This is a genomic window from Shewanella algicola, assembly GCF_014648035.1.
GTDB lineage: Bacteria > Pseudomonadota > Gammaproteobacteria > Enterobacterales > Shewanellaceae > Shewanella > Shewanella algicola.
In genome coordinates, this window is the sequence record NZ_BMQI01000010.1 from 85778 (window position 1) to 106217 (window position 20440).

Here is a 20440-nt window from a genome sequence, read left to right on the forward strand (position 1 = left end):
TCCAGGTGTTTCTTTTGATTTTGCTTAAGAGCTTTTAAAGCCAACACCTGGATTCCGGCTAAAAAGCATTGCCGGAACGACGGGGTAGGAGTAATTGACGGTGTTTGGTGTTGCTCTATGTTGTCATCCTCGAGTGCTTTTATTGAGGAGCCAGGTGTTTCTCTTTGCTGTCTTACTCAAATGAATTTAACAAATCACGTAGCTTTGACCATTGATGACATGACCTAATTTTGTTTTACTAACTACTTTGCACTGACCGCCTTACTCTTTTAATTTTTATTTTTTGATATTAGCGTAAAGCTAAATAAGGATGTTTATGAAAGTTGTTATACCTGTTGCCGGTTTAGGTACTCGTATGTTGCCTGCGACTAAGGCTATTCCAAAGGAAATGCTGCCTTTAGTTGATAAACCATTAATTCAATATATTGTCGATGAATGTGTGAGCGCAGGGATTAAAGAAATTGTATTGGTGACCCATGCCAGTAAAAATGCGATTGAAAACCACTTTGATAAATCTTATGAGCTTGAATCTACATTAGAGAAACGTGTAAAGCGTCAGTTGTTGCATGAGGTACAGTCTATTTGCCCTAAAAATGTGACCATTATGCATGTACGTCAGGGTGAAGCTAAAGGGCTAGGACACGCTATTTTATGTGCAAAACCTTGTATTGGTAATAATCCGTTTGCGGTTGTTTTACCTGATGTCATTTTAGATTCGTATTCAGCTGATCAACGCACTGAAAATTTAGCGTCGATGTTAATTCGCTATCGTGAGTCTCAAGCTAGCCAAATTATGGTTGCGCCAGTACCAGAAGACCAGGTACATAAATATGGTATCGCTGATTGTGGCGGTGAAATCATTAACCCAGGTGATTCGACTAAAATCTTTAATATGGTTGAAAAACCAGAAACAGGTACAGCACCTTCAAATCTTGCCGTTGTTGGCCGTTATGTCTTGTCAGAAAAAATCTGGGATTTATTAGAGCGCACATTACCTGGTGCCGGTGATGAAATTCAGCTGACTGATGCTATTGATATGTTGATTGAATCAGACACGGTAGAAGCGTTTAACATGACCGGTAAGTCACACGATTGTGGTGACAAATTAGGGTACTTAAAAGCCTTTGTTGAGTATGGGTTACGCGACCCTAAATTCGGCGGCGACTTTAAGAAGGAGCTAGCAGGTTTATTAGAAGAGTATAGATAAATTTTGCTCTATGCCGTCATCCTCGAATGCTTTAATTGAGGATCCAGGTGTTTCTTTTGACTTTGCTAAAAGTTTTAAAGCCAACACCTGGATTCCGGCTTAAAGCATTGCCGGGATGACGAACGGTACAACTGGGTCCCGGCTTAAAAGCGTTAACGGGATGTCATACTAAAAACCTAGAATCTAGAAGGACGAAGTCCGCTCTCAGGCGAGCTTGCGAGTTCCTAGAATCTCGGTCCTAAAACTCACATCAATGCTTTGCCCTTAAGCAATTTTCGCAGCCACATTCTATTGGGACTGAGCAATGCTTGTAATTCCAGGTTGAGTGGAGACAGCTCGCCGCAAAGGTTTGCTGCTAGGCATTCGGCAACGAGTGGGCCTGAACTTAGGCCGCGTGAGCCTAGGCCGCCTAAAACATATAAGCCTTCATAAATAGGTGCCGGTGTGGTTTGCCAGTAACGTTGCCATTGGCTAGGTTTGTCTTTTGATTGCTGTTGTATGGCATAACGGTTAAATAACTCTTCAACATCAGTTGCTGATCCCATTACAGGGAAGTGGTCGCGACTGACCATCCTTACGCCGACTCTGGCGTCATTGTTTGAAACATCAATATCATTTGGCCAGTTTGAATTGGGGAAGCTTTGCTTCATCTTTAAGCTGTTTTCGTGTTGTTCTTGTGGGCAAAAATCGAGGTGTTTTGGATCTTTAACATAACTGGCTCCCACACAATGTAATTGTTGATGTTGCGGGGTTAAGTATCCGTTAGCACATATGACTGTTGATAAATTAGCTAATTCACCTTGTGCTGGTACATGGCTTACCTGGCCTCTGAACCCAGTAATTTGAAGCTGTTTTGTCTGCGGATAGTCGGTTAACTGTGCCCCAGAGGCGACAACTAATTGCGGGTGGGTCGCTATGGGTAACTCGGCGTTATCGGTATAAAGTTGCCAGCCTTGTTGACTAGATTCCATGCGTTTTATTTGACTATTATAGACAACCGTTACATTCGCTAATGTTTGCGCTTTGGAGATAGCCGCTTGTGCAAATTCAAACGGGCACACCCAGCCGCCTAATGGATAATAAAAGCCTGATTTATCGATATTGAGGTTAGCGAGTTGGCTGGCTTGTTTGGCATTAACTGTGGTCGCTATTTCGGCTGGCCAATGTTGGCCCTTGATGATTTTGTTTAGTCTGGTTTCACTGCGCTCGTCAAAACCTGTGTGCAAAACACCGCACCATTGATGGCCAATAATAAAGCCGTCATCGACTAACGATTGAATTTGACGACGACTGAATAAAAACGCTTGTTGAAAAAACTGACTTAGCGGGCCATTTTCTGGTGTGAGTAGTGGATAAATTGCGCCTTGTTTATTGCCCGATGCGCCCTGGCCAAGTTGTGCATCTTTACAATAAAGAATACTGCTTTTACCCCGTTGGGCTAACGACAGTGCAAGACTTGCTGCTGCAATGCCTCCGCCAATAATAGCTATTGCGTCATCTTTTTCGCTTGTTGAGGGTAAGGGGTTATAGGCAAATTGTTGATTAAGTTGCTGCCTCATCGCCTGGCGTTCTGCCATTGTAATATCATCAACGGGTTCTACTAAAAGAGTATTAAAACCACACAGGGTTAACTGTTTATCGATTGCCTTTTGGCTGGTGTCAGCGTTTGTTGTTTTTGACGCCCTGTAAAAGCTGGCGTTATCACTGCTGAGTCGAGCATATTGCCATAATACGGTTTGATTAAAATAGTGATCTATTTGGTTTGATTGACTCGTATCGGGTAAGGCAAGCCAATGTTGTATGCGTTGTTTGCCTGGTGTGGCGACCAGTTTAAGCTGTTTGATTGGTTCGCCATAATACACATCAATAATCAGCCGAGTGTTATTGAGGGTTAAACGCTGACAACCATCAATTGCAGCAAGTTCAGTATTAAGCAATGCATTAGCGTGTGGCATTAATGGATGCTTGGCGTGTAATAGCCCTTGTTGTTGCCACTGTTTTTGCAGCTGTTGTCGATTGATTGCTTGATGCGCAATAACAACAAGGTGGACGCTCAATTGAGGCGTTTTGTGAACTGCCGCTTGTAACAATAAGATTTCATGGGCATCGGCAATACCCAATTGGCCCAGAGTGACTAAATTACCTTTGTTATGTGCCGTGATTTGGCCGTCACGGGTTTGCAATACAGTGTCGATATACTGCTGTACTGATTGATAGTATTGATTATCGCCATTATCGCCCAACAATTGGTGTGTAAGCAGAGGTTGTTGGGTGTTTGATACAGATAATAAAGTGCTTTTACTCAAAATATTTTACTCAGGCCACATAACTTGGCATTATTTTACCTGCGTTTATGGAAAGCTGACCACTTAATTGCTTTAAACCAGCTATGATTGCCGCAATTAAGTACCGACATGTACCAAATGGATAGCAAAAAAATGAAAAGAGTTGTGATCACCGGAATGGGTGTTGTTTCAAGTATTGGTAATAACAAGCAAGAAGTAACAGAGTCGCTTAAAGCGGGTCGTAGCGGTATTACTCACTCAGCGCAGTTCGAAGAAATGAAGTTACGCAGCACTGTTTGGGGTGATATTAAAATTAACCCAGCTGACCACATTGATCGTAAAGCACTTCGCTTTATGGGTGATGCTGCCGCTTATGCATACATTGCGATGCAAGAAGCTATTGCTGACGCTAACTTAACTGAAGAACAATATTCTAATTTCCGTGTTGGCCTAGTTGCCGGTACGGGTGGTGCGTCGTCTAAAAACCAAGTTCAAGCTGCTGATACGTTACGTGAAAAAGGCGTTAAACGTGTTGGACCTTATATTGTGCCACGTATTATGGCCAGTACTGCGAGTGCGTGTTTAGCCACTCCATTTAAAATTAAAGGTGTGAACTATTCAATTAGTTCTGCTTGTGCGACTTCTGCACACTGTATCGGCCACGCTGTTGAGCTTATTCAAATGGGTAAGCAAGACATGGTATTTGCTGGCGGCGCAGAAGAAGTTGATTGGACGTTAACCATGGGCTTTGATGCTATGGGCGCGTTATCAACTAAGTATAACGACACACCAGAAAAAGCCTCACGTACCTACGATGCAGACCGTGATGGTTTTGTTATCTCTGGCGGCGGTGGTATCGTAGTTGTTGAAGAGTTAGAGCATGCTTTGGCACGTGGTGCAAAAATTTATGCTGAAATCATTGGTTATGGTGCATCTTCAGATGGCTATGACATGGTTGCTCCGTCTGGCGAAGGCGCTGTACGTTGTATGCAAATGGCACTTGCTGATGTTGATGCGCCAATTGATTACATTAACACTCATGGCACATCAACCCCTGTTGGTGACATGCGTGAGCTTGAAGCTTTGCGTGAAGTGTTTGGTGACAACGTACCGGCTATTGCATCGACCAAGTCTTTAACGGGTCACGCATTAGGTGCGGCAGGTGTGCATGAAGCCATTTACAGCATGATCATGATGGAAAGCAGCTTTATTGCGCCAAGCATTAACATCGACACTGTTGACGAAAAAGCAGCGGGTATGCCAATTGTGCAAGAAATGCGCGAGGCAGAACTTAACACCATTATGAGCAACAGCTTCGGTTTTGGTGGTACTAACGCCACACTAGTGATGCGTAAATACAAAGCATAATCTAGTGCTAGCAGCATAGACTGTTAAACCTTAATAAAGCCAGCATTGGAAACAACGCTGGCTTTTTTGTTTTACACAAGGTCAACAGCAACAATTGAATCCTTGATAAAAGATCTCAGGGATGACGAGAGAAGAGGTAAAGCATTAGCTTTTTCTTCGTCGTTCCGGCAATGCTTTTAAGCCGAAATCCAGGTGTTTAGTTTGTCATCCCGGTAACGTTTTTAAAGCCGGGATCCAGGTGTTAGCTTTTAGGGTTTTAGGCCCTAGGTTCTAGGAACTCGCAAACTCGCCAGAGAGCGGACTTCGTCCTTCTAGAATCTAAGAAACACCTGGATCCTCAATAAAAGCACTCAAGGATGACGGCAAAAAAGTAAAGCATTAGAGCAACGCTAGGCCAACTTCGTCATTTCACTAATGCTCACTACTCCGTCGTTCCGGCAACGATTTTTAGCCGGAATCCAGGTGTTGGTTTTTTGCTTTTACACAAGGTCAACAGCAACACCTGGATCGTCCCGGTAACGCTTATAAATCCGGGATCTAAGGTCTCAGGGATGACGGCTTTGGGGCAACACCTGGACCCTCAATAAAAGCACTCGAGGATGACGGCAAAAAAGTAAAGAATTAGAGCAACGCTAGGCCAACTTCGTCATTTCACTAATGCTCACTACTCCGTCGTTCCGGCAACGATTTTTAGCCGGAATCCAGGTGTTAATTTTTTGCTTTTACACAAGGTCAACAGCAACACCTAGGTCGTCCCGGTAACGCTTATAAATCCGGGATCTAAGATCTCAGGGATGACAGCTTTGGGGCAACACCTGGATCCTCAATAAAAGCACTCGAGGATGACGGCAAAAAAGTAAAGCATTAAATCAACGCTAGTCCAACTTCGTCATTTCACTAATGCTCACTACTCCGTCGTCCCGGTAACGCTTATAAATCCGGGATCTAAGATCTCAGGGATGACGGCGGTGGAATAACACCTAGTACCTAGAACCTAATCCCTCGAGTCTTTAAGCGAAGCGTTTAGGCATGACGTTTTTTCTCGTCCCTTAGGTTGCTTTGGTATAAGATACGGCGCATAAAATGCGATGTGTAGTCGTTAAATTCGCTAACAAATAAGATACCCGATGAAAATAATTGCTGATGAAAACATGCCGTATGTTGATGCCTTGTTTGGCGACCTCGGTGAGATAGAATATGTTAATGGCCGTAATCTAACCGCTGAACAGGTGTGTGATGCTGATGTGTTGTTAGTGCGCTCGGTAACTAAGGTTAATGCGGCATTGCTCGATAATGCACAAAAGCTTAAATTTGTGGGTAGTGCCACCATTGGTACTGACCATGTTGCTGTAGATTACCTCGCTGAACGAAAAATCCCTTTTACTAATGCGCCAGGGTGCAATGCCACTGCGGTGGGTGAGTATGCATTTATTGCAATGCTAGAGTTAGCTCAACGTTTTGGTGACACCCTACAAGGCAAAGTTGTGGGGATTGTTGGGGCAGGCAATACGGGCTCTGCTGCAGCTAAATGCTTAGAGGCATATGGCTTAAAGGTATTGCTGTGCGACCCAGTTAAAGAAGAGCAAGGCGATAGTAGAGAGTTTGTGTCACTGGACAGCTTAATCGCTCAGGCCGATATTATTAGTTTACATGTGCCAATTACTAAAGTTGGTGAGCATAAAACCTGGTATTTATTTGATGAGGCACGTTTAAATCAACTACGGCCCAATACCTGGTTGTTAAATTGCTGCCGTGGTGAAGTGATAGATAACCGAGCGTTAATTTCCTTTAAGCAACAACGCGACGATGTAAAACTGGTGCTCGATGTATGGGAAGGTGAACCAAACCCTATGGCTGAGTTAGTTGCCTTAGCTGAGTTTGCGACCCCGCATATTGCAGGTTACAGCCTAGAAGGCAAAGCTCGTGGTACTTTTATGCTGTATCAAAAATTGTGTGAAGTGTTAGGCCTGGAGGCGAATAAATCGTTAACCATCTTGCTACCGCCATTTCAATTTAGCCAGGTTTATCGTCAAGATGAACTGAGTGAAGGGCAGTTATTATCCTTGTCACGTTTAGTGTATGACTTACGTGATGATGATAGAAAGTTTAGAGATTGTTTTGCCACGGCCGCAGGGTTTGATCAAATGCGTAAAAACCATACTTACCGTCGTGAGTACAGTGCCATTACACTTAAGAGCGAAGCGCCAGTGATTCCATTAGATCATTTGATGTTACGTACATTAGGTTTTAATTAATTACAGTGTTTGTTCGCAGCGATAAATGGGCAGGGTAATGATAAAAGTACGCTTTTTTGCCCAGTTGAGAAAAAATCACTTGAAAGCCGGCTTTTTTAATACATTAACCCTAGTAAAGCACAGCGAAATTAGGGTAGATTGATTGCTCAAACAGGATAATAGGAGTCGAGCGTTAATTATGTCTCAGGAATTTAATGTAGTCGTTTTAGGTGCATCGGGCGCAGTGGGTCAAACTATGATTGAGATCCTCGAGCAGCGTAATTTCCCGGTTGCTAAGTTGTTTCCATTAGCGAGCAGTCGCAGTGCTGGCGAAACGGTCAGTTTTCACGGTAAACAAGTAGAAATTCTTGACGTAGAAACGTTTGACTGGAGCCAAGCTCAAATTGGTTTCTTCTCTGCAGGTGGCGATGTGTCTGCTAAATGGGCACCAATTGCTGGCGATGCGGGTTGTGTGGTTATCGACAACACTTCACACTATCGTTATGACATCGACGTGCCATTAGTGGTACCAGAAGTTAACCCAGAAGCGATTGCAGATTTTCGTAACCGCAACATCATTGCTAACCCAAACTGTTCAACCATTCAGATGCTGGTTGCACTAAAGCCAATTTATGATGCGTTTGGTATTTCGCGCATTAACGTTGCGACATATCAGTCAGTGTCGGGTACCGGTAAAAAAGCCATTGAAGAATTAGCGGGTCAATGCGCTAAATTACTCCAAGGTTTACCTGCTGAACCTTCTGTTTATCCAAAACAAATTGCGTTTAACGTATTACCGCAAATTGATGTGTTTATGGAAAATGGCTACACCAAAGAAGAAATGAAAATGGTGTGGGAAACGCAGAAGATTTTTGGTGATGACGAAATCGTTGTTAACCCAACTGCAGTACGTGTCCCTGTGTTTTATGGTCACTCTGAAGCGATTCATATTGAAACACTTCAACCTGTTGATGCAGAAGATGTTAAAGCAGTATTACACAATGCCCCAGGTGTTGAGTTATTTGAAAGCGATGACGAATACCCAACTGTTGTGACTGAAGCTGCGGGTAATGACCCAGTGTATGTAGGTCGTATCCGTAAAGATATTTCTCATTCGCACGGTATAAATTTATGGGTTACTGCCGATAACATTCGTAAGGGTGCGGCATTAAACAGTGTGCAAATCGCTGAAATTTTGATTAGAGATTACTATTAATTGAGCGTTGCTCAAGGTTAATTCATTAATCAATAAGTGATTTAGTTTAAAAAGCCTGCAGCCAGCAGGCTTTTTTTGTTTTGCTTACGCCAGTAGTAGCAGGGCTGGCGCAACTAGTTTATAGTCGTAAATGTATCATTTTTAACATCTATACTGCTTTTTTAAGTGCAAAAGTTAGCTTAAAACCGATGTGATTTGATATAGTGATGACATATACCCAATCAACTTGAAGCGACGTGTTTCAGAGCATCTTCAGGTTGATTGGGTATAAATATTAATGATAAAAATTGCCTACAGCCTGTTGCCAAGATGGCAACTCAATTGCGCTTAAAGGGAAGGATTGGATGACTTTGCGTACTTCTTATATTCTGGGTTTAATTGCCTGTACGACCGTTGGTTTCACCAGTTTACAGTTGATTGATTCTGCACATGCTGAAACATTGAACATCACTGGTCCAAATGGCGAGGTTAAGCAACAAGCTAAGCGCCAGTATGGTCCAACAACGTCAAGAGACACCTTTTGGAGTATTGCCCAAAAAGTCAGACCCAATGATCGCGTGAGTGTTTACCAGGTCATGGCGGCATTATTCGACGCCAACCCGCATGCGTTCAGTGGCAATAACTACAACACGCTTGAACGAGGGATGATTTTATTAATCCCGTCTGCTGATGTGATGGCTGCCATTCCAGACAGTGTTGCGCGTCGTCGCGCAGAACAAGATGACCGCCAAGTGAGCCGCCCAGCTCCAGTTACCCCACAGCCCGTTGCCACTAAACCTTCTTCAATCGTTGAAGTCGTTAAAAAGCCGAATGCAGATAAACCGTTGCAAATTGTGCAAAAAACACCCGCCGTTGAAGTGCAAACTCAAGCATTAAAACAAGCCAATGCTGCAAAAGTTAACGATCTCAATAGCGTGCTAGACAAAGCTAATGCTAAAACCTTGATGCTCACTGACGAGCTTGCCCGCGCGCAAGACGAATTAATGGTCAGTAATAATGATAATCAAGTGCTTAAAAATAAAATTGAGCAGATGTCGTTAAATATTTCATCGCTTGAAGAAGATTTACAACTGCTAAGTGAGAAACACGATAAATTAACAATCGCTTACGAAAAACTATTACAACAAGTTGATAATAAAGAACCTGTAGTAGAAGAACCCGCAGATTTTTGGCGCAGCTTAACAGACAACACCATGATGCTAATTGTGGCCGCTTCGGTGCCGCTATTATTACTGTTTGGGCTTATTTTTTGGTTATTAACACGTCGTAAAAAAGCCGCAAAACAGACCGAAAATGAAATTGAAACAAACGAAAAAACTGAAACTGTAGCTAAACAAGCAAGCACTGCGCTAGACGAGGAAGACAACGCTGATGATGTTGTGATCCATTTAGATTCTGATGACGATGAGTCCATTGACGATTTATTAAATTTAGACAGTGCTGAATTACAACCTGAAGCCTCAATGGCGGACGGCAGTGAAATGGACATGGCGTCTGAAATGTTCGTGGGTGAAGACACCGACGATGATGAAGGTTCGTCGTTAGATGATTTATGGGCCGAAGCCATGGAAGAGCAAGACTCTGAACTGGAGCCGCTCGATGACGATGATGATTTAGACAGCCTATTAGCTGATCTTGATGATGGCAGTACAAATAATAATGATGAATTAGATGATTCTGCAGAAAACGACATTGATTCACTGTTAGCCGAATTCGATATGCCGCCAGAAACCGAAGAGCCTGCAGTAGATGAGCAACCTGAGGCTGTTGATGAGTCACTATCAAACGATGACGACATTGACTCTTTGTTAGCAGAATTTGATATGCCAGCAGAAACAGAAGAGCTTGCAGTAGATGAGCAACCTCGGGCTGTTGATGAGTCACTATCAAACGATGACGACATTGACTCTTTGTTAGCAGAATTTGATATGCCAGCAGAAACAGAAGACCTTGCAGAAGATGCTGAACCTCAGGCTGTTGATGAGTCACTATCAAACGATGACGACATTGACTCGCTGTTAGCTGAATTCGATATGCCAGCAGAAACTGAGACAGAGCAAGTCCAAGAAGTTGATGATGAATCAGAATCTAGCGAAGACTTAAATGAAGAATCAGCGGATGATTCAAATGTTGCAGCCGATGACGACATTGATTCGCTGTTAGCTGAATTTGATATGCCTGCAGAAACTGAGACAGAGCAAGTCCAAGAAGCTGATGATGAATCAGAATCTAGCGAAGACTTAAATGAAGAATCAGCGGATGATTCAAATGTTGCAGCCGATGACGACATTGACTCGCTGTTAGCTGAATTTGATATGCCTGCAGAAACTGAGACAGAGCAAGTCCAAGAAGCTGATGATGAATCAGAATCTAGCGAAGACTTAAATGAAGAATCAGCGGATGATTCAAATGTTGCAGCCGATGACGACATTGATTCACTGTTATCTGAATTTGATATCTCAGCAGAAACCGAGACCGAGCCTCAAAGCGAAACCTCACTAGACGCTGACGGCATGGCAGAGGCATCTGATCGTGATGAGCTACTTGCAGAGCTTGAAATTGATGATAGCGATGACGAAGTCAGTGATGATGATATCAATGCATTACTCGCAGAATTAGAAGTAAGTCCAGATGAAGAAGCTGCACAAGCGTTAAATAGCGAAACTGTCACTGAGCAAGACGATATTGCGGCGTTAATTGCGGCAGAGCTGCAAGATGAAGATGATATTGAAGAAAGCACAGAGGCTGATGACCAGGACATCGATGCGTTATTGGCAAGTTTAAATGAGCCTGTTATTGAATCTAGTGTAGCCGATATAAGCGCTGCGGAAGAGGATCCAGCAGATGATAAAGGTGAAGATTTATCTGAACAAATTGCAGCTGAATTAGCCGATGAGTCTGATGAAACTGAAACACTCGCTTCTGACGATGATGATATTGATGCCTTACTCGCAGGCTTTGAACAAGACGATGACGAAGATGATATTGCCGCACAAATTGCTGATGAGTTAGACGACAGCGACGATGATGTGGCAATATCTGCCGATGTGGCCGACAGCAGTGATGAAGATATTGATGCGTTGCTTGCCAGTATAGATGAGCCCGAAATCACGCCAACATTAAATCTTGATGATCAAGACGAAACACAAACCACTGACACATATGAAGTAGATGATTCAAGTGACGTTGACGACCAGGACTTATTTAATGAGCTTGATGAATACTTAAATGATTTAGACAACTCGCGTAATCAAGTTGATGCTGAAGCTGAGCATGACAACACCTTTTTTGACCCTGATTTAGATGCGTTGTTGGCTGAAAGCAGTGAGACTGAGTCAGCTGAAGAGATCGATGCTAAAACTGATGATACTGGTGTGAGTGATGAGACCGAATCATCAGATGATGAACTTGAATTTAGTCTAGAAGATGAAGACATAGATACGCCTTTAGTGGAAGACATCAGTGACGAAGATGCAGAAGATGAGCTAAATGCATTACTGGCTTCAATGGGTGATGACGATGTCAGCCTGTCGTTAGATGATGATGCACAAGAAGCTGATGGTTCTTCTCAAAACACTGGGGCGAAAGCTAATAGGGACTCTGGTTTCTTTAATGATTTAAAAGCCAATAAACCTAAACCTGCAATGCTTGATTGGGAAAGTGATTTACTTAAGGCTGCTGAAACTGCCGTGGATGAGCAAGAGTCACAACCTACTGTTAGTGATGATGATTTATTAGCGGCATTTTCACAGTCGTTAACAGAAGATGACAGCGATAACTTCACTTCTGAAGATGATTATCTTCTCAATGATGACAACCTCACGGTCGACGAAGCACTTGCCGCGTTAGACGAAAATGAACGCAGTAAGTCAGCTCAATATAATGTCAGCGATGACGACTTAATGAGTTTTGAGCGTGAAAACGGCTATATCGATATTGATAAACTGCTCAATGATGCCGATGAAGACATAGATAAAACCGATCAGTATAAAGACGTAGATGTTGATGTCGGTGAAGTTAACTCGTTAATTGGCAACGCGGATATGGTTGATGTCGATGACGAAGAAAACTCAGTTAATGCTAAATTAGATTTAGCCCGTGCCTACATCGAAATTGAAGATCAAGACAGCGCCAAAGCCTTGTTAAAAGAAGTGCAAATTGATGGTAATGATCGCCAAAAGGCAGAAGCGGCAAACTTACTTAAAGGTTTTCGTTAACCAATAACGTGTTGAGGTTCAATTGATTAAACGGCGCAGATATCTGCGCCGTTTTTTTCAACCGCAAAAAATAGCAACTTACGTTATCCCTGAAATCTTAGATCCCGGGGGGTATAAGCGTTACCGGGACGATCCAGGTGTTGTTCTATGCCGTCATCCTCGAGTGCTTTAATTGAGGGCCAGGTGTTGCTCTATGCCGTCATCCTCGAGTGCTTTAATTGAGAAACCAGGTGTTGCTTTAATCTGTCATCCCTGAGATCTGTTATCAGGGATCCAGGTGTTTCTTTTGACCTTACGTAACAGAGTAAAAGCCAACACCTGGATTCCGGCTTAAAAGCATTGCCGGAACGACGTGGTAGTTGACGTCATCTGTGTACGAACCAGCAAATGATGGAGTAATTGACGGTGTTTGGTGTTGCTCTATGTCGTCATCCTCGAGTGCCTTAATCGAGGGGCCTGGTGTTTCTTTTGACCTTACGTAACAGAGTAAAAGCCAACACCTGGATTCCGGCTCAACAGCGTTGCCGGAACGACGTGGTAGTAGGCGTCATCTGTGTACGAACCAGCAAATGACGGAGTAGTGGACGGTGTTTGATGTTGCTCTATGCCGTCATCCTCGAGAGCCTTAATCGAGGATCCAGGTGTTTCTCTATGCCGTCATCCTCGAGTGCTTTAATTGAGGAACCAGGTGTTGCTTTAATCTGTCATCCCTGAGATCTGTTATGAGGGATCCAGGTGTTTCTTTTGACCTTACGTAAAAGAGTAAAAGCCAACACCTGGATTCCGGCTCAAGAGCGTTGCCGGAACGACGTGGTAGTTGACGGTGTTTTATGTTGTTCTATGCCGTCATCCTCGAGTGCCTTAATTGAGGATCCAGGTATTGCTCTAATCTGTCATCCCTGAGATCTGTTATCAGGGATCCAGGTGTTTCTTGTGATTTTGCTTAAGGGCTTTAAAGCCAACACCTGGATTCCGGCTTAACAGCGTTGCCGGAACGACGGACTGTACACCTGGATTCCGGCTCAAGAGCACTGCCGGAACGACGTGGTAGTTGACGTCATCTGTGTGCGAACCAGCAAATGACGGAGTAATTGACGGTGTTTTATGTTGTTCTATGCCGTCATCCTCGAGTGCTTTAATTGAGGATCCAGGTGTTTCGCTATACCGTCATCGCTTGCTTAAATGTGTATGAATTATTGCAGTAATCAAGAATATTCAGGTTGATTGAGGATAAGTTTGAAAGTAGGGGCTCTCATGTCATTGACTCCTCTATTCATTAGCGTCAACAAGAGTGCCTATATGCAATTACATAATGTCTCAAATTGGTATAAACTTCGCGGCATTAATGAGTTGAGGAAATTGAAATGCGAGTTGCGTTAGGTATTGAATATGATGGTAGTGGTTTTTTCGGATGGCAGCGCCAGGCCGATGTCGTTTCAGTGCAAGCTCAGCTTGAAAAAGCTTTATCCTATGTGGCAAATGAATCGATAGAAGTCTTTTGTGCCGGCAGAACCGATTCTGGGGTCCATGGCACAGGCCAGGTGGTTCATTTTGACACCACAGCGAAGCGTCCATTAACCGCATGGACATTGGGCATTAATGCTAATTTGCCCGACACCATTGCCGTGCGCTGGGCTAAAGAAGTCGACGACAGTTTTCATGCGCGCTTTAGCGCCACTGCTCGCCGTTATCGCTATGTGATTTACAATCATCAATTACGCCCTGGGATATTACGCTCAGGTGTAAGCCATTATCATGGTGATATTGATGAAACCTTAATGCACCAGGCTGCACAATTATTGTTAGGTGAAAACGACTTTACCAGTTTTCGTGCCATTCAGTGCCAATCCAATACACCATTTCGTAACGTACATAAAGTCACGGTTACCCGCCAGGGGATGTATGTAATGGTTGATATTCAAGCTAATGCATTCTTACATCATATGGTCCGGAACATTGTGGGCTCGTTGCTTGAAGTTGGCCTTGGCAATAAACCGATTGAGTGGATAACTGAGTTACTGGCACTTAAAGATCGCAATCAAGCTGCAGCAACGGCAAAGCCCAACGGTTTATATTTAGTCGATGTGACGTACCCAGAGCAATATCAACTGCCTAAACTGGCACTTGGGCCGTTATTTATGTTGGATTAAGCCATTGTTCATTAGCTTAATTAACGTATAACTAACCTGCTTTTGTGATACAAACTATGACACAATATCGGCAATAAAAATCAATTACCCTTGTGGTGAATCAGACTCGCAATGTAATTGATCCATTGAGTTAAAATAAGCCCAATGTTGTTATTTGGCTTATTTACCCCTTTTCTTAACCTGAGTTAAGGTTAAACAGGTAACGCGTCAGTAGAGTTTAAATGGTATTTATATATGTCGACCATCAATGAAGTCAATGTCCCAGAGCAAGATGCTAGCCTAGCACAATGGCTAGATTATTTACTGGCTATACACCCAAGCGAAATCGACATGGGATTAACCCGGGTTGAAAAGGTCGCTAAGCGGTTAAATTTATTATCGTTAGCCCCAAGTAAAGTGATTACCGTTGCCGGTACTAATGGTAAAGGCACAAGCTGTGCGATGTTAGAGTCTATTTTGCGTCAGTCTGGTCTGTCTGTTGGGGTATATAGCTCGCCGCATTTATTACGCTATAACGAACGGGTGCGAATTAACCAACAAGATGCCAGTGACGCAGCGCTAATCGAAGCATTTTGTGCGATTGAAGCGGCGCGTGATGATATTTCACTGACCTTTTTTGAATACGCAACACTCGCAGGTTTGTATTTGTTTAAAGCTGCAAACGTAGATGTGGCTATTCTTGAAGTGGGTTTAGGTGGGCGCTTAGATGCCACCAATATTATTGATTCAACGGCAGTGATCTTGACCTCAATAGATCTTGACCATCAAGAGTATCTTGGAGACAGTCGTGAATTGGTTGGCCGTGAAAAAGCCGGGGTATTTAGGCAACATTGTCTTGCCGTAGTGGGCGAACCTGACTTACCTAAGTCGGTTAAAGATTATGCCGAGTATATGCATACTCGCTTGTATCGCGTGGGTTATGAGTTTAACTATCAAGTGTCTGATAGTGATTCTGCACGGTGGGATTTTACATCAGCGCAAAGCAACTATTCTGGTTTACCTGTGCCCAGCTTACCCTTACCTAATGCTGCGAGTGTGGTAGCGTTAATCTGCCAAGTATGGCCGCAGATCACTGAGCAACAAATTGCCGATGGTTTAGTCAACGCCAAACTCGCAGGGCGCCTAGAGCAAGTGAATCAGCAGCCAATAGTTTTACTGGACGTTGCTCATAACCCACATGCTGCACGCTATTTAGCTAACCAGTTACAAGTCTATCAAGGCAAACGGGTTGTGGCCGTGTGTGGCATGTTAAAGGATAAAGATATCAAAGCGGTAATCGAAACACTTGCACCGCACATTAGCCAGTGGAATCTAGTGAGTTTAGATAATCCTCGCGGGGCATCGGCGCAATTATTATATGATGCATTGCCACAGGCGAGCCAACAAAACGCACAACTATATCAAGATATGAGCAGCGCGTGGCACGGCGTACAAAAAGACATAAACGAAGACGATGTGGTTATTGTGTTCGGTTCTTTTTATACTGTTGCGGGCGTTAAATCATACATAGGTTAATTTTTTAAAAGGGAATTCGCTTTGAATCGTCAATTTCAAAATCGTTTGGTCGGAACCATCGTGCTTGTGGCCTTAGGGGTGATTTTTTTACCTGACCTATTAGATGGTAAAAAGACTCAGGTTGTAGAAGAATTTACTGAAATACCATTACGACCTTTAGCCAAAAACACCCACAATTCAAATGGTAGTGAACAGGCAGAGCAAACTGCAGACACCATTGAAGAGTTTCAGGTGTTAACTATCGCGGAGCCGCAAGACCTTGGCAGTGATGTGGTTGAGCTGGGTGACGATAAGCCTACAGAGGTGGTTCAAAAAGTTGACCCAAAACCACAAGCAACAACACCCGTTAAACCCAAACCGGCAGCCGTAGTGGCGCAAACCAAAACACCAGCCAAAGCCGCGATAACCGCAGGTTACACGTTACAGCTAGGTGGTTTTAATAACGCGGCCAATGTCAGTACGCTTGTGACACAGCTGCGCAAAGCAGGTTTTACTGCTTATACCTTGCCTGTTAAACCGGTTGACGGAAAATTGACTCGGGTATTTGTTGGCCCTGAAGTGTCTGAAGCTAAACTTAAAGCTCGCCAGGAGCCTATCTTTAAATTAACCGGATTAAAGGGCAAGATCATCGCCTACAATCCTCAAGAACATTAACCTGTTCAGACGGTAGACTCAGTGCGTGGTTGAAAATATTAAATTGATTGTTCGCAATCGCGCATGAATAATTTATGCAATCAGGGGTGAGAAACATCTCTGTCTCTGTTAGAATCGCGCCGTCTTGAACCCTATACCGGATCCCCATTTTCATGGTTTGGATTGATTACGCAATTATTATCATTATCGGGTTATCAACTATTATTAGTTTGATCCGCGGATTCGCAAAAGAAGCCATGTCACTTGTGGTTTGGTTTGCCGCTTTCTTTATCGCTAGCCAGTTTTATCTTGATCTTGCCGTGCATTTAACCCAAATGCAGGACGAGTTAGTGAGAAACGGTGTCGCGATTACCATTCTATTTGTCGTTACCCTGATCCTAGGGGCTTTAGTCAATTATTTATTAGGCCAGTTAGTGTCTAAAACTGGCTTGTCAGGCACAGACCGTGTACTTGGTTTGTGTTTTGGCGCCATTCGTGGTGCTTTGATTGTAAGCGCATTACTGTTTTTTATGGATGCATTTACTGCGTTCCCAGACACCGTTTGGTGGCAGGACTCAGTACTTGTACCCGAATTTGGCGTGGTTATTCAGTGGTTTTTTAACTATCTCGAAAACACCTCAAGCTTTGTACCCAAAATCTAAAACTATAAACATAAAACACCTTACAGTGAGGAACCTTACCCATGTGTGGTATCGTCGGAATAGTAGGAAAATCAACAGTTAACCAAACCATTTATGATGCACTGACTGTGCTTCAACATCGTGGACAGGACGCAGCAGGCATTGTGACTGTAGACATCAATGCGTTTCGTTTACGTAAAGCAAATGGCTTGGTTAAAGATGTGTTTGAACCCAAACACATGCAACGTTTACAAGGCAATGCGGGTATTGGCCATGTGCGTTATCCTACCGCGGGTAGTTCTAGTGCATCAGAAGCACAACCGTTTTATGTTAACTCGCCGTTTGGTATTTCGTTAGCGCATAACGGTAACTTAACTAACACGCTTGAGTTAGCTGAAAGCTTGGTCAAAAAACGCCGTCATGTTAATACCACCTCTGACTCAGAAATCTTACTTAATTTATTAGCCGATGAACTACAAGAAACACGTAGCTTGTCATTAAGTGCTGATGAAGTATTTGATGCCGTAGCTAAAGTACATGCGCAAACACGCGGTGCTTATGCTGTGACAGCGATGATTATTGGCCAAGGCTTAGTTGCGTTTCGTGACCCATTTGGTATTCGTCCATTGGTGCTTGGTAAGCACGAAACGGCAACCGGTACTGAATACATGGTCGCATCTGAAAGCGTGGCGTTAGATGCCGTAGGTTTTGAAGTGATGCGTGATGTTGCCCCAGGTGAAGCGATTTACATCTCACTTGATGGTCAGCTCTTCACTCGTCAATGCGCTGTTGACCCAAGTTATGCACCGTGTATCTTCGAGTTTGTGTATTTTGCACGCCCAGATTCAAGTATCGACAAAATATCTGTGTACGCAAGCCGCGTTAACATGGGTGCCAAGTTAGGTGAAAAAATCAAAAAAGAATGGGAAGATCACGACATTGATGTGGTTATACCTATTCCTGAAACCTCTTGTGATATTGCGCTTGAAATTGCCCGTGGTATGGGCTTACCGTACCGCCAAGGTTTTGTAAAAAACCGTTATATTGGCCGTACCTTTATTATGCCAGGTCAGCAAGAGCGTAAAAAGTCAGTTCGCCGTAAGCTCAATGCAATTAATACCGAGTTTAAAGGTAAAAACGTGTTGCTAGTTGATGACTCTATAGTACGTGGTACCACGTCTGAGCAGATCATCGAAATGGCCCGTGAAGCTGGTGCTAAGAAAGTGTACTTTGCTTCAGCGGCACCTGAAATTCGCTTCCCGAACGTGTATGGCATCGACATGCCGACTTCAAATGAGTTGATTGCTCATGGTCGTGATGCAGATGAAATTGCAAAAATCATTGGCGCAGATGGGATTATCTTCCAGGACTTAACTGACTTAGTTGAAGCCGTAAGAATGGAAAATCCAGAGATTAAGCGCTTTGAAACCTCAGTATTTGACGGCCACTACATTACCAACGATGTGAACCAATCTTACTTAGACCATTTAACTCAGTTGCGTAATGACGATGCCAAAGCCAACCGCAGCAAAGATATTGGCACCAACTTAGAAATGCACAACGAGTGTCATCCATAAGTTAACCGCGTTATTGCTTCGACTTAAAAACCAGCATAAACATGCTGGTTTTTTTATGGGTTTAAAATAGCTTAAATGCTAAAACCTAAAACCTAAAACCTAAAACCTAAATCAACACCTGGATCGTCCCGGTAACGCTTATAAACCCGGGATCTAAGATCTCAGGGATAACGGCATAAAAAATATGTCGCCCCGCAATGCTTCCTACTCCGTCGCCCTGGCAATGTTGTTGAGCTGGGGTCCAGGTGTTGCTTTTTCTACGTCTTCCCCGCAATGCTTCCTACTCTGTCGTCCCGGCAATGTTTTTGAGCCGGCGTCCAGGTGTTGCTTTTTCTACGTCTTCCCTGCAATGCTTCCTACTCCGTTGCCCCGGCAATGTTGTTGAGCCGGGGTCCAGATGTTGCTTTTTTGCGTTTAAGAACTGATGAAGCATTAAGGGCAACAGCAACACCTGGATCGTCCCGGTAACGCTTATAAATCCGGGATCTAAGATCTCAGGGATGACGGCATAAAAATACGTCGCTCCGCAATGCTTCCTACTCCGTCGTCCCGGCAATGTTTTTGAGCCGGGATCCAGGTGTTTGCTCTACGCTTTTACAAGCCCTCAATAAACGGGACTCTTCTGATTTCTAAAAGCGAACCATTCGATAATCTTGTAGCGCTTGTGCAGCTTTTTGCGGATTTGACAAACTTATCTTTTGATAATGCCTGAGCACTTTGTCTAAATAGCGCTGTGCAATATCAAGCTGTTGCTCTGAATTGACTTGCCACAGTTTATTGCCCACAGGGCTAATAAGGGGGCTAGGATCATTGTCATGTGACGATGCTTTACTGTGGTGAGATACATACAATATTTCATAAAAACGACGATTTTCTTCAAGCAAGGTTTCATCAATTAAACGGCAATCAAGTTCAATCAATTTTTGACGTAATTCGTACTGGTGATGTACAGGACAGAGCATAAAATCAATTTGCAGTTGAGGTTTTTTTTGGCAAATAGAATTAATAAGCTCGATCATCAAATCGCCACCCACCCCGGCGATAATAACCAATGGTGTTTCTGGGTAATCTGACAAAGGAATTTGGGCAACATCCATACAATGGACTTGCCACTGTGGAGGATTTTGCAGTGGGTAAAAGCGTTCGAGCTTATGTTCAAGCTGTTGCATCAAATTTGGCACAATATCGACAAAATGTATCGTCGGTGCCGCCTGCCTTGATAATAACGCCGCACCTAATAAACCATGGTCGCAGCAACAATCCCAAATGTGCGTATAGCCTGTTGGGATCATGTCATTAAGTTGAGTTAAGCGTTGACCAAGTTTCATTGAGTTATACCAATTCCATTAATTATGTGACCAATCAGAGTCACTCAGATTGTTCAGTTTGAGGCGCAT

Annotated in this window: 12 protein-coding genes; 10 read left to right on the top strand and 2 right to left on the bottom strand. The window is 43.5% G+C overall.

The features are described 5' to 3' along the window. Nucleotides 1-316 precede the first annotated feature (316 nt). Nucleotides 317-1207: a UTP--glucose-1-phosphate uridylyltransferase GalU gene (gene galU, locus IEY42_RS06280; RefSeq protein WP_188924456.1), complete on the top strand. Its 891-nt coding sequence runs from the start codon at nucleotides 317-319 to the stop codon at nucleotides 1205-1207. Nucleotides 1208-1452: 245 nt separating this feature from the next. Here the strand turns inward: galU and mnmC1 are convergent, their stop codons facing one another. Further along, complete coding sequence (gene mnmC1 / locus IEY42_RS06285) at nucleotides 1453-3513, bottom strand: FAD-dependent 5-carboxymethylaminomethyl-2-thiouridine(34) oxidoreductase MnmC1 (RefSeq protein ID WP_229779942.1); 2061 nt, start codon at nucleotides 3511-3513, stop codon at nucleotides 1453-1455. Nucleotides 3514-3645: 132 nt separating this feature from the next. Between mnmC1 and fabB the strand changes: the two genes are divergently transcribed. From fabB to purF, 9 genes are all read left to right on the top strand, one after another. Continuing rightward, a complete protein-coding gene (fabB, locus tag IEY42_RS06290; protein WP_188924457.1) occupies nucleotides 3646-4860 on the top strand; it encodes a beta-ketoacyl-ACP synthase I in 1215 nt (404 codons plus the stop codon). 1127 nt (nucleotides 4861-5987) lie between these two features. After that, nucleotides 5988-7115, top strand: coding sequence for a 4-phosphoerythronate dehydrogenase (locus tag IEY42_RS06295; protein ID WP_188924458.1), 1128 nt, complete (start codon nucleotides 5988-5990; stop codon nucleotides 7113-7115). Nucleotides 7116-7293: 178 nt separating this feature from the next. Further along, nucleotides 7294-8310: an aspartate-semialdehyde dehydrogenase gene (locus IEY42_RS06300; RefSeq protein ID WP_188924459.1), complete on the top strand. Its 1017-nt coding sequence runs from the start codon at nucleotides 7294-7296 to the stop codon at nucleotides 8308-8310. A gap of 344 nt (nucleotides 8311-8654) precedes the next feature. Further along, nucleotides 8655-12527 carry a FimV/HubP family polar landmark protein gene (locus tag IEY42_RS06305; RefSeq protein ID WP_188924460.1) on the top strand — a complete coding sequence of 1291 codons (3873 nt, stop codon included), beginning with the start codon at nucleotides 8655-8657 and terminating at the stop codon, nucleotides 12525-12527. 1364 nt (nucleotides 12528-13891) lie between these two features. Then, nucleotides 13892-14677, top strand: coding sequence for a tRNA pseudouridine(38-40) synthase TruA (gene truA / locus IEY42_RS06310; RefSeq protein ID WP_188921114.1), 786 nt, complete (start codon nucleotides 13892-13894; stop codon nucleotides 14675-14677). 234 nt (nucleotides 14678-14911) lie between these two features. Further along, nucleotides 14912-16192 (top strand): bifunctional tetrahydrofolate synthase/dihydrofolate synthase, encoded by a 1281-nt coding sequence (gene folC, locus IEY42_RS06315; RefSeq protein WP_188924461.1) that lies wholly within the window; start codon nucleotides 14912-14914, stop codon nucleotides 16190-16192. A 21-nt stretch (nucleotides 16193-16213) separates the two neighbouring features. Beyond that, the gene (locus IEY42_RS06320; RefSeq protein WP_188924462.1) at nucleotides 16214-16846 is read left to right on the top strand and encodes an SPOR domain-containing protein; all 633 of its coding nucleotides are present in this window, start codon (nucleotides 16214-16216) and stop codon (nucleotides 16844-16846) included. Between the two features lie 152 nt (nucleotides 16847-16998). Next, nucleotides 16999-17487: a CvpA family protein gene (locus tag IEY42_RS06325; RefSeq protein WP_188924463.1), complete on the top strand. Its 489-nt coding sequence runs from the start codon at nucleotides 16999-17001 to the stop codon at nucleotides 17485-17487. Between the two features lie 41 nt (nucleotides 17488-17528). Further along, nucleotides 17529-19043, top strand: coding sequence for an amidophosphoribosyltransferase (gene purF, locus IEY42_RS06330; protein WP_188924464.1), 1515 nt, complete (start codon nucleotides 17529-17531; stop codon nucleotides 19041-19043). A 629-nt stretch (nucleotides 19044-19672) separates the two neighbouring features. On the opposite strand, the gene IEY42_RS06335 is transcribed toward purF, so the two are convergent. Further along, entirely contained in the window at nucleotides 19673-20371 is a 699-nt protein-coding gene (locus tag IEY42_RS06335; protein WP_188924465.1) for a tRNA (adenine(22)-N(1))-methyltransferase, read from the bottom strand. Nucleotides 20372-20440: the final 69 nt, after the last annotated feature.

Bases quoted from the DNA above. Each gene is read 5' to 3' on its own strand.
- galU (WP_188924456.1), top strand. From the start codon at position 317: ATGAAAGTTGTTATACCTGTTGCCGGTTTAGGTACTCGTATGTTGCCT.
- fabB (WP_188924457.1), top strand. From the start codon at position 3,646: ATGAAAAGAGTTGTGATCACCGGAATGGGTGTTGTTTCAAGTATTGGT.
- IEY42_RS06295 (WP_188924458.1), top strand. From the start codon at position 5,988: ATGAAAATAATTGCTGATGAAAACATGCCGTATGTTGATGCCTTGTTT.
- IEY42_RS06300 (WP_188924459.1), top strand. From the start codon at position 7,294: ATGTCTCAGGAATTTAATGTAGTCGTTTTAGGTGCATCGGGCGCAGTG.
- IEY42_RS06305 (WP_188924460.1), top strand. From the start codon at position 8,655: ATGACTTTGCGTACTTCTTATATTCTGGGTTTAATTGCCTGTACGACC.
- truA (WP_188921114.1), top strand. From the start codon at position 13,892: ATGCGAGTTGCGTTAGGTATTGAATATGATGGTAGTGGTTTTTTCGGA.
- folC (WP_188924461.1), top strand. From the start codon at position 14,912: ATGTCGACCATCAATGAAGTCAATGTCCCAGAGCAAGATGCTAGCCTA.
- IEY42_RS06325 (WP_188924463.1), top strand. From the start codon at position 16,999: ATGGTTTGGATTGATTACGCAATTATTATCATTATCGGGTTATCAACT.
- purF (WP_188924464.1), top strand. From the start codon at position 17,529: ATGTGTGGTATCGTCGGAATAGTAGGAAAATCAACAGTTAACCAAACC.
- IEY42_RS06335 (WP_188924465.1), bottom strand. From the start codon at position 20,371: ATGAAACTTGGTCAACGCTTAACTCAACTTAATGACATGATCCCAACA.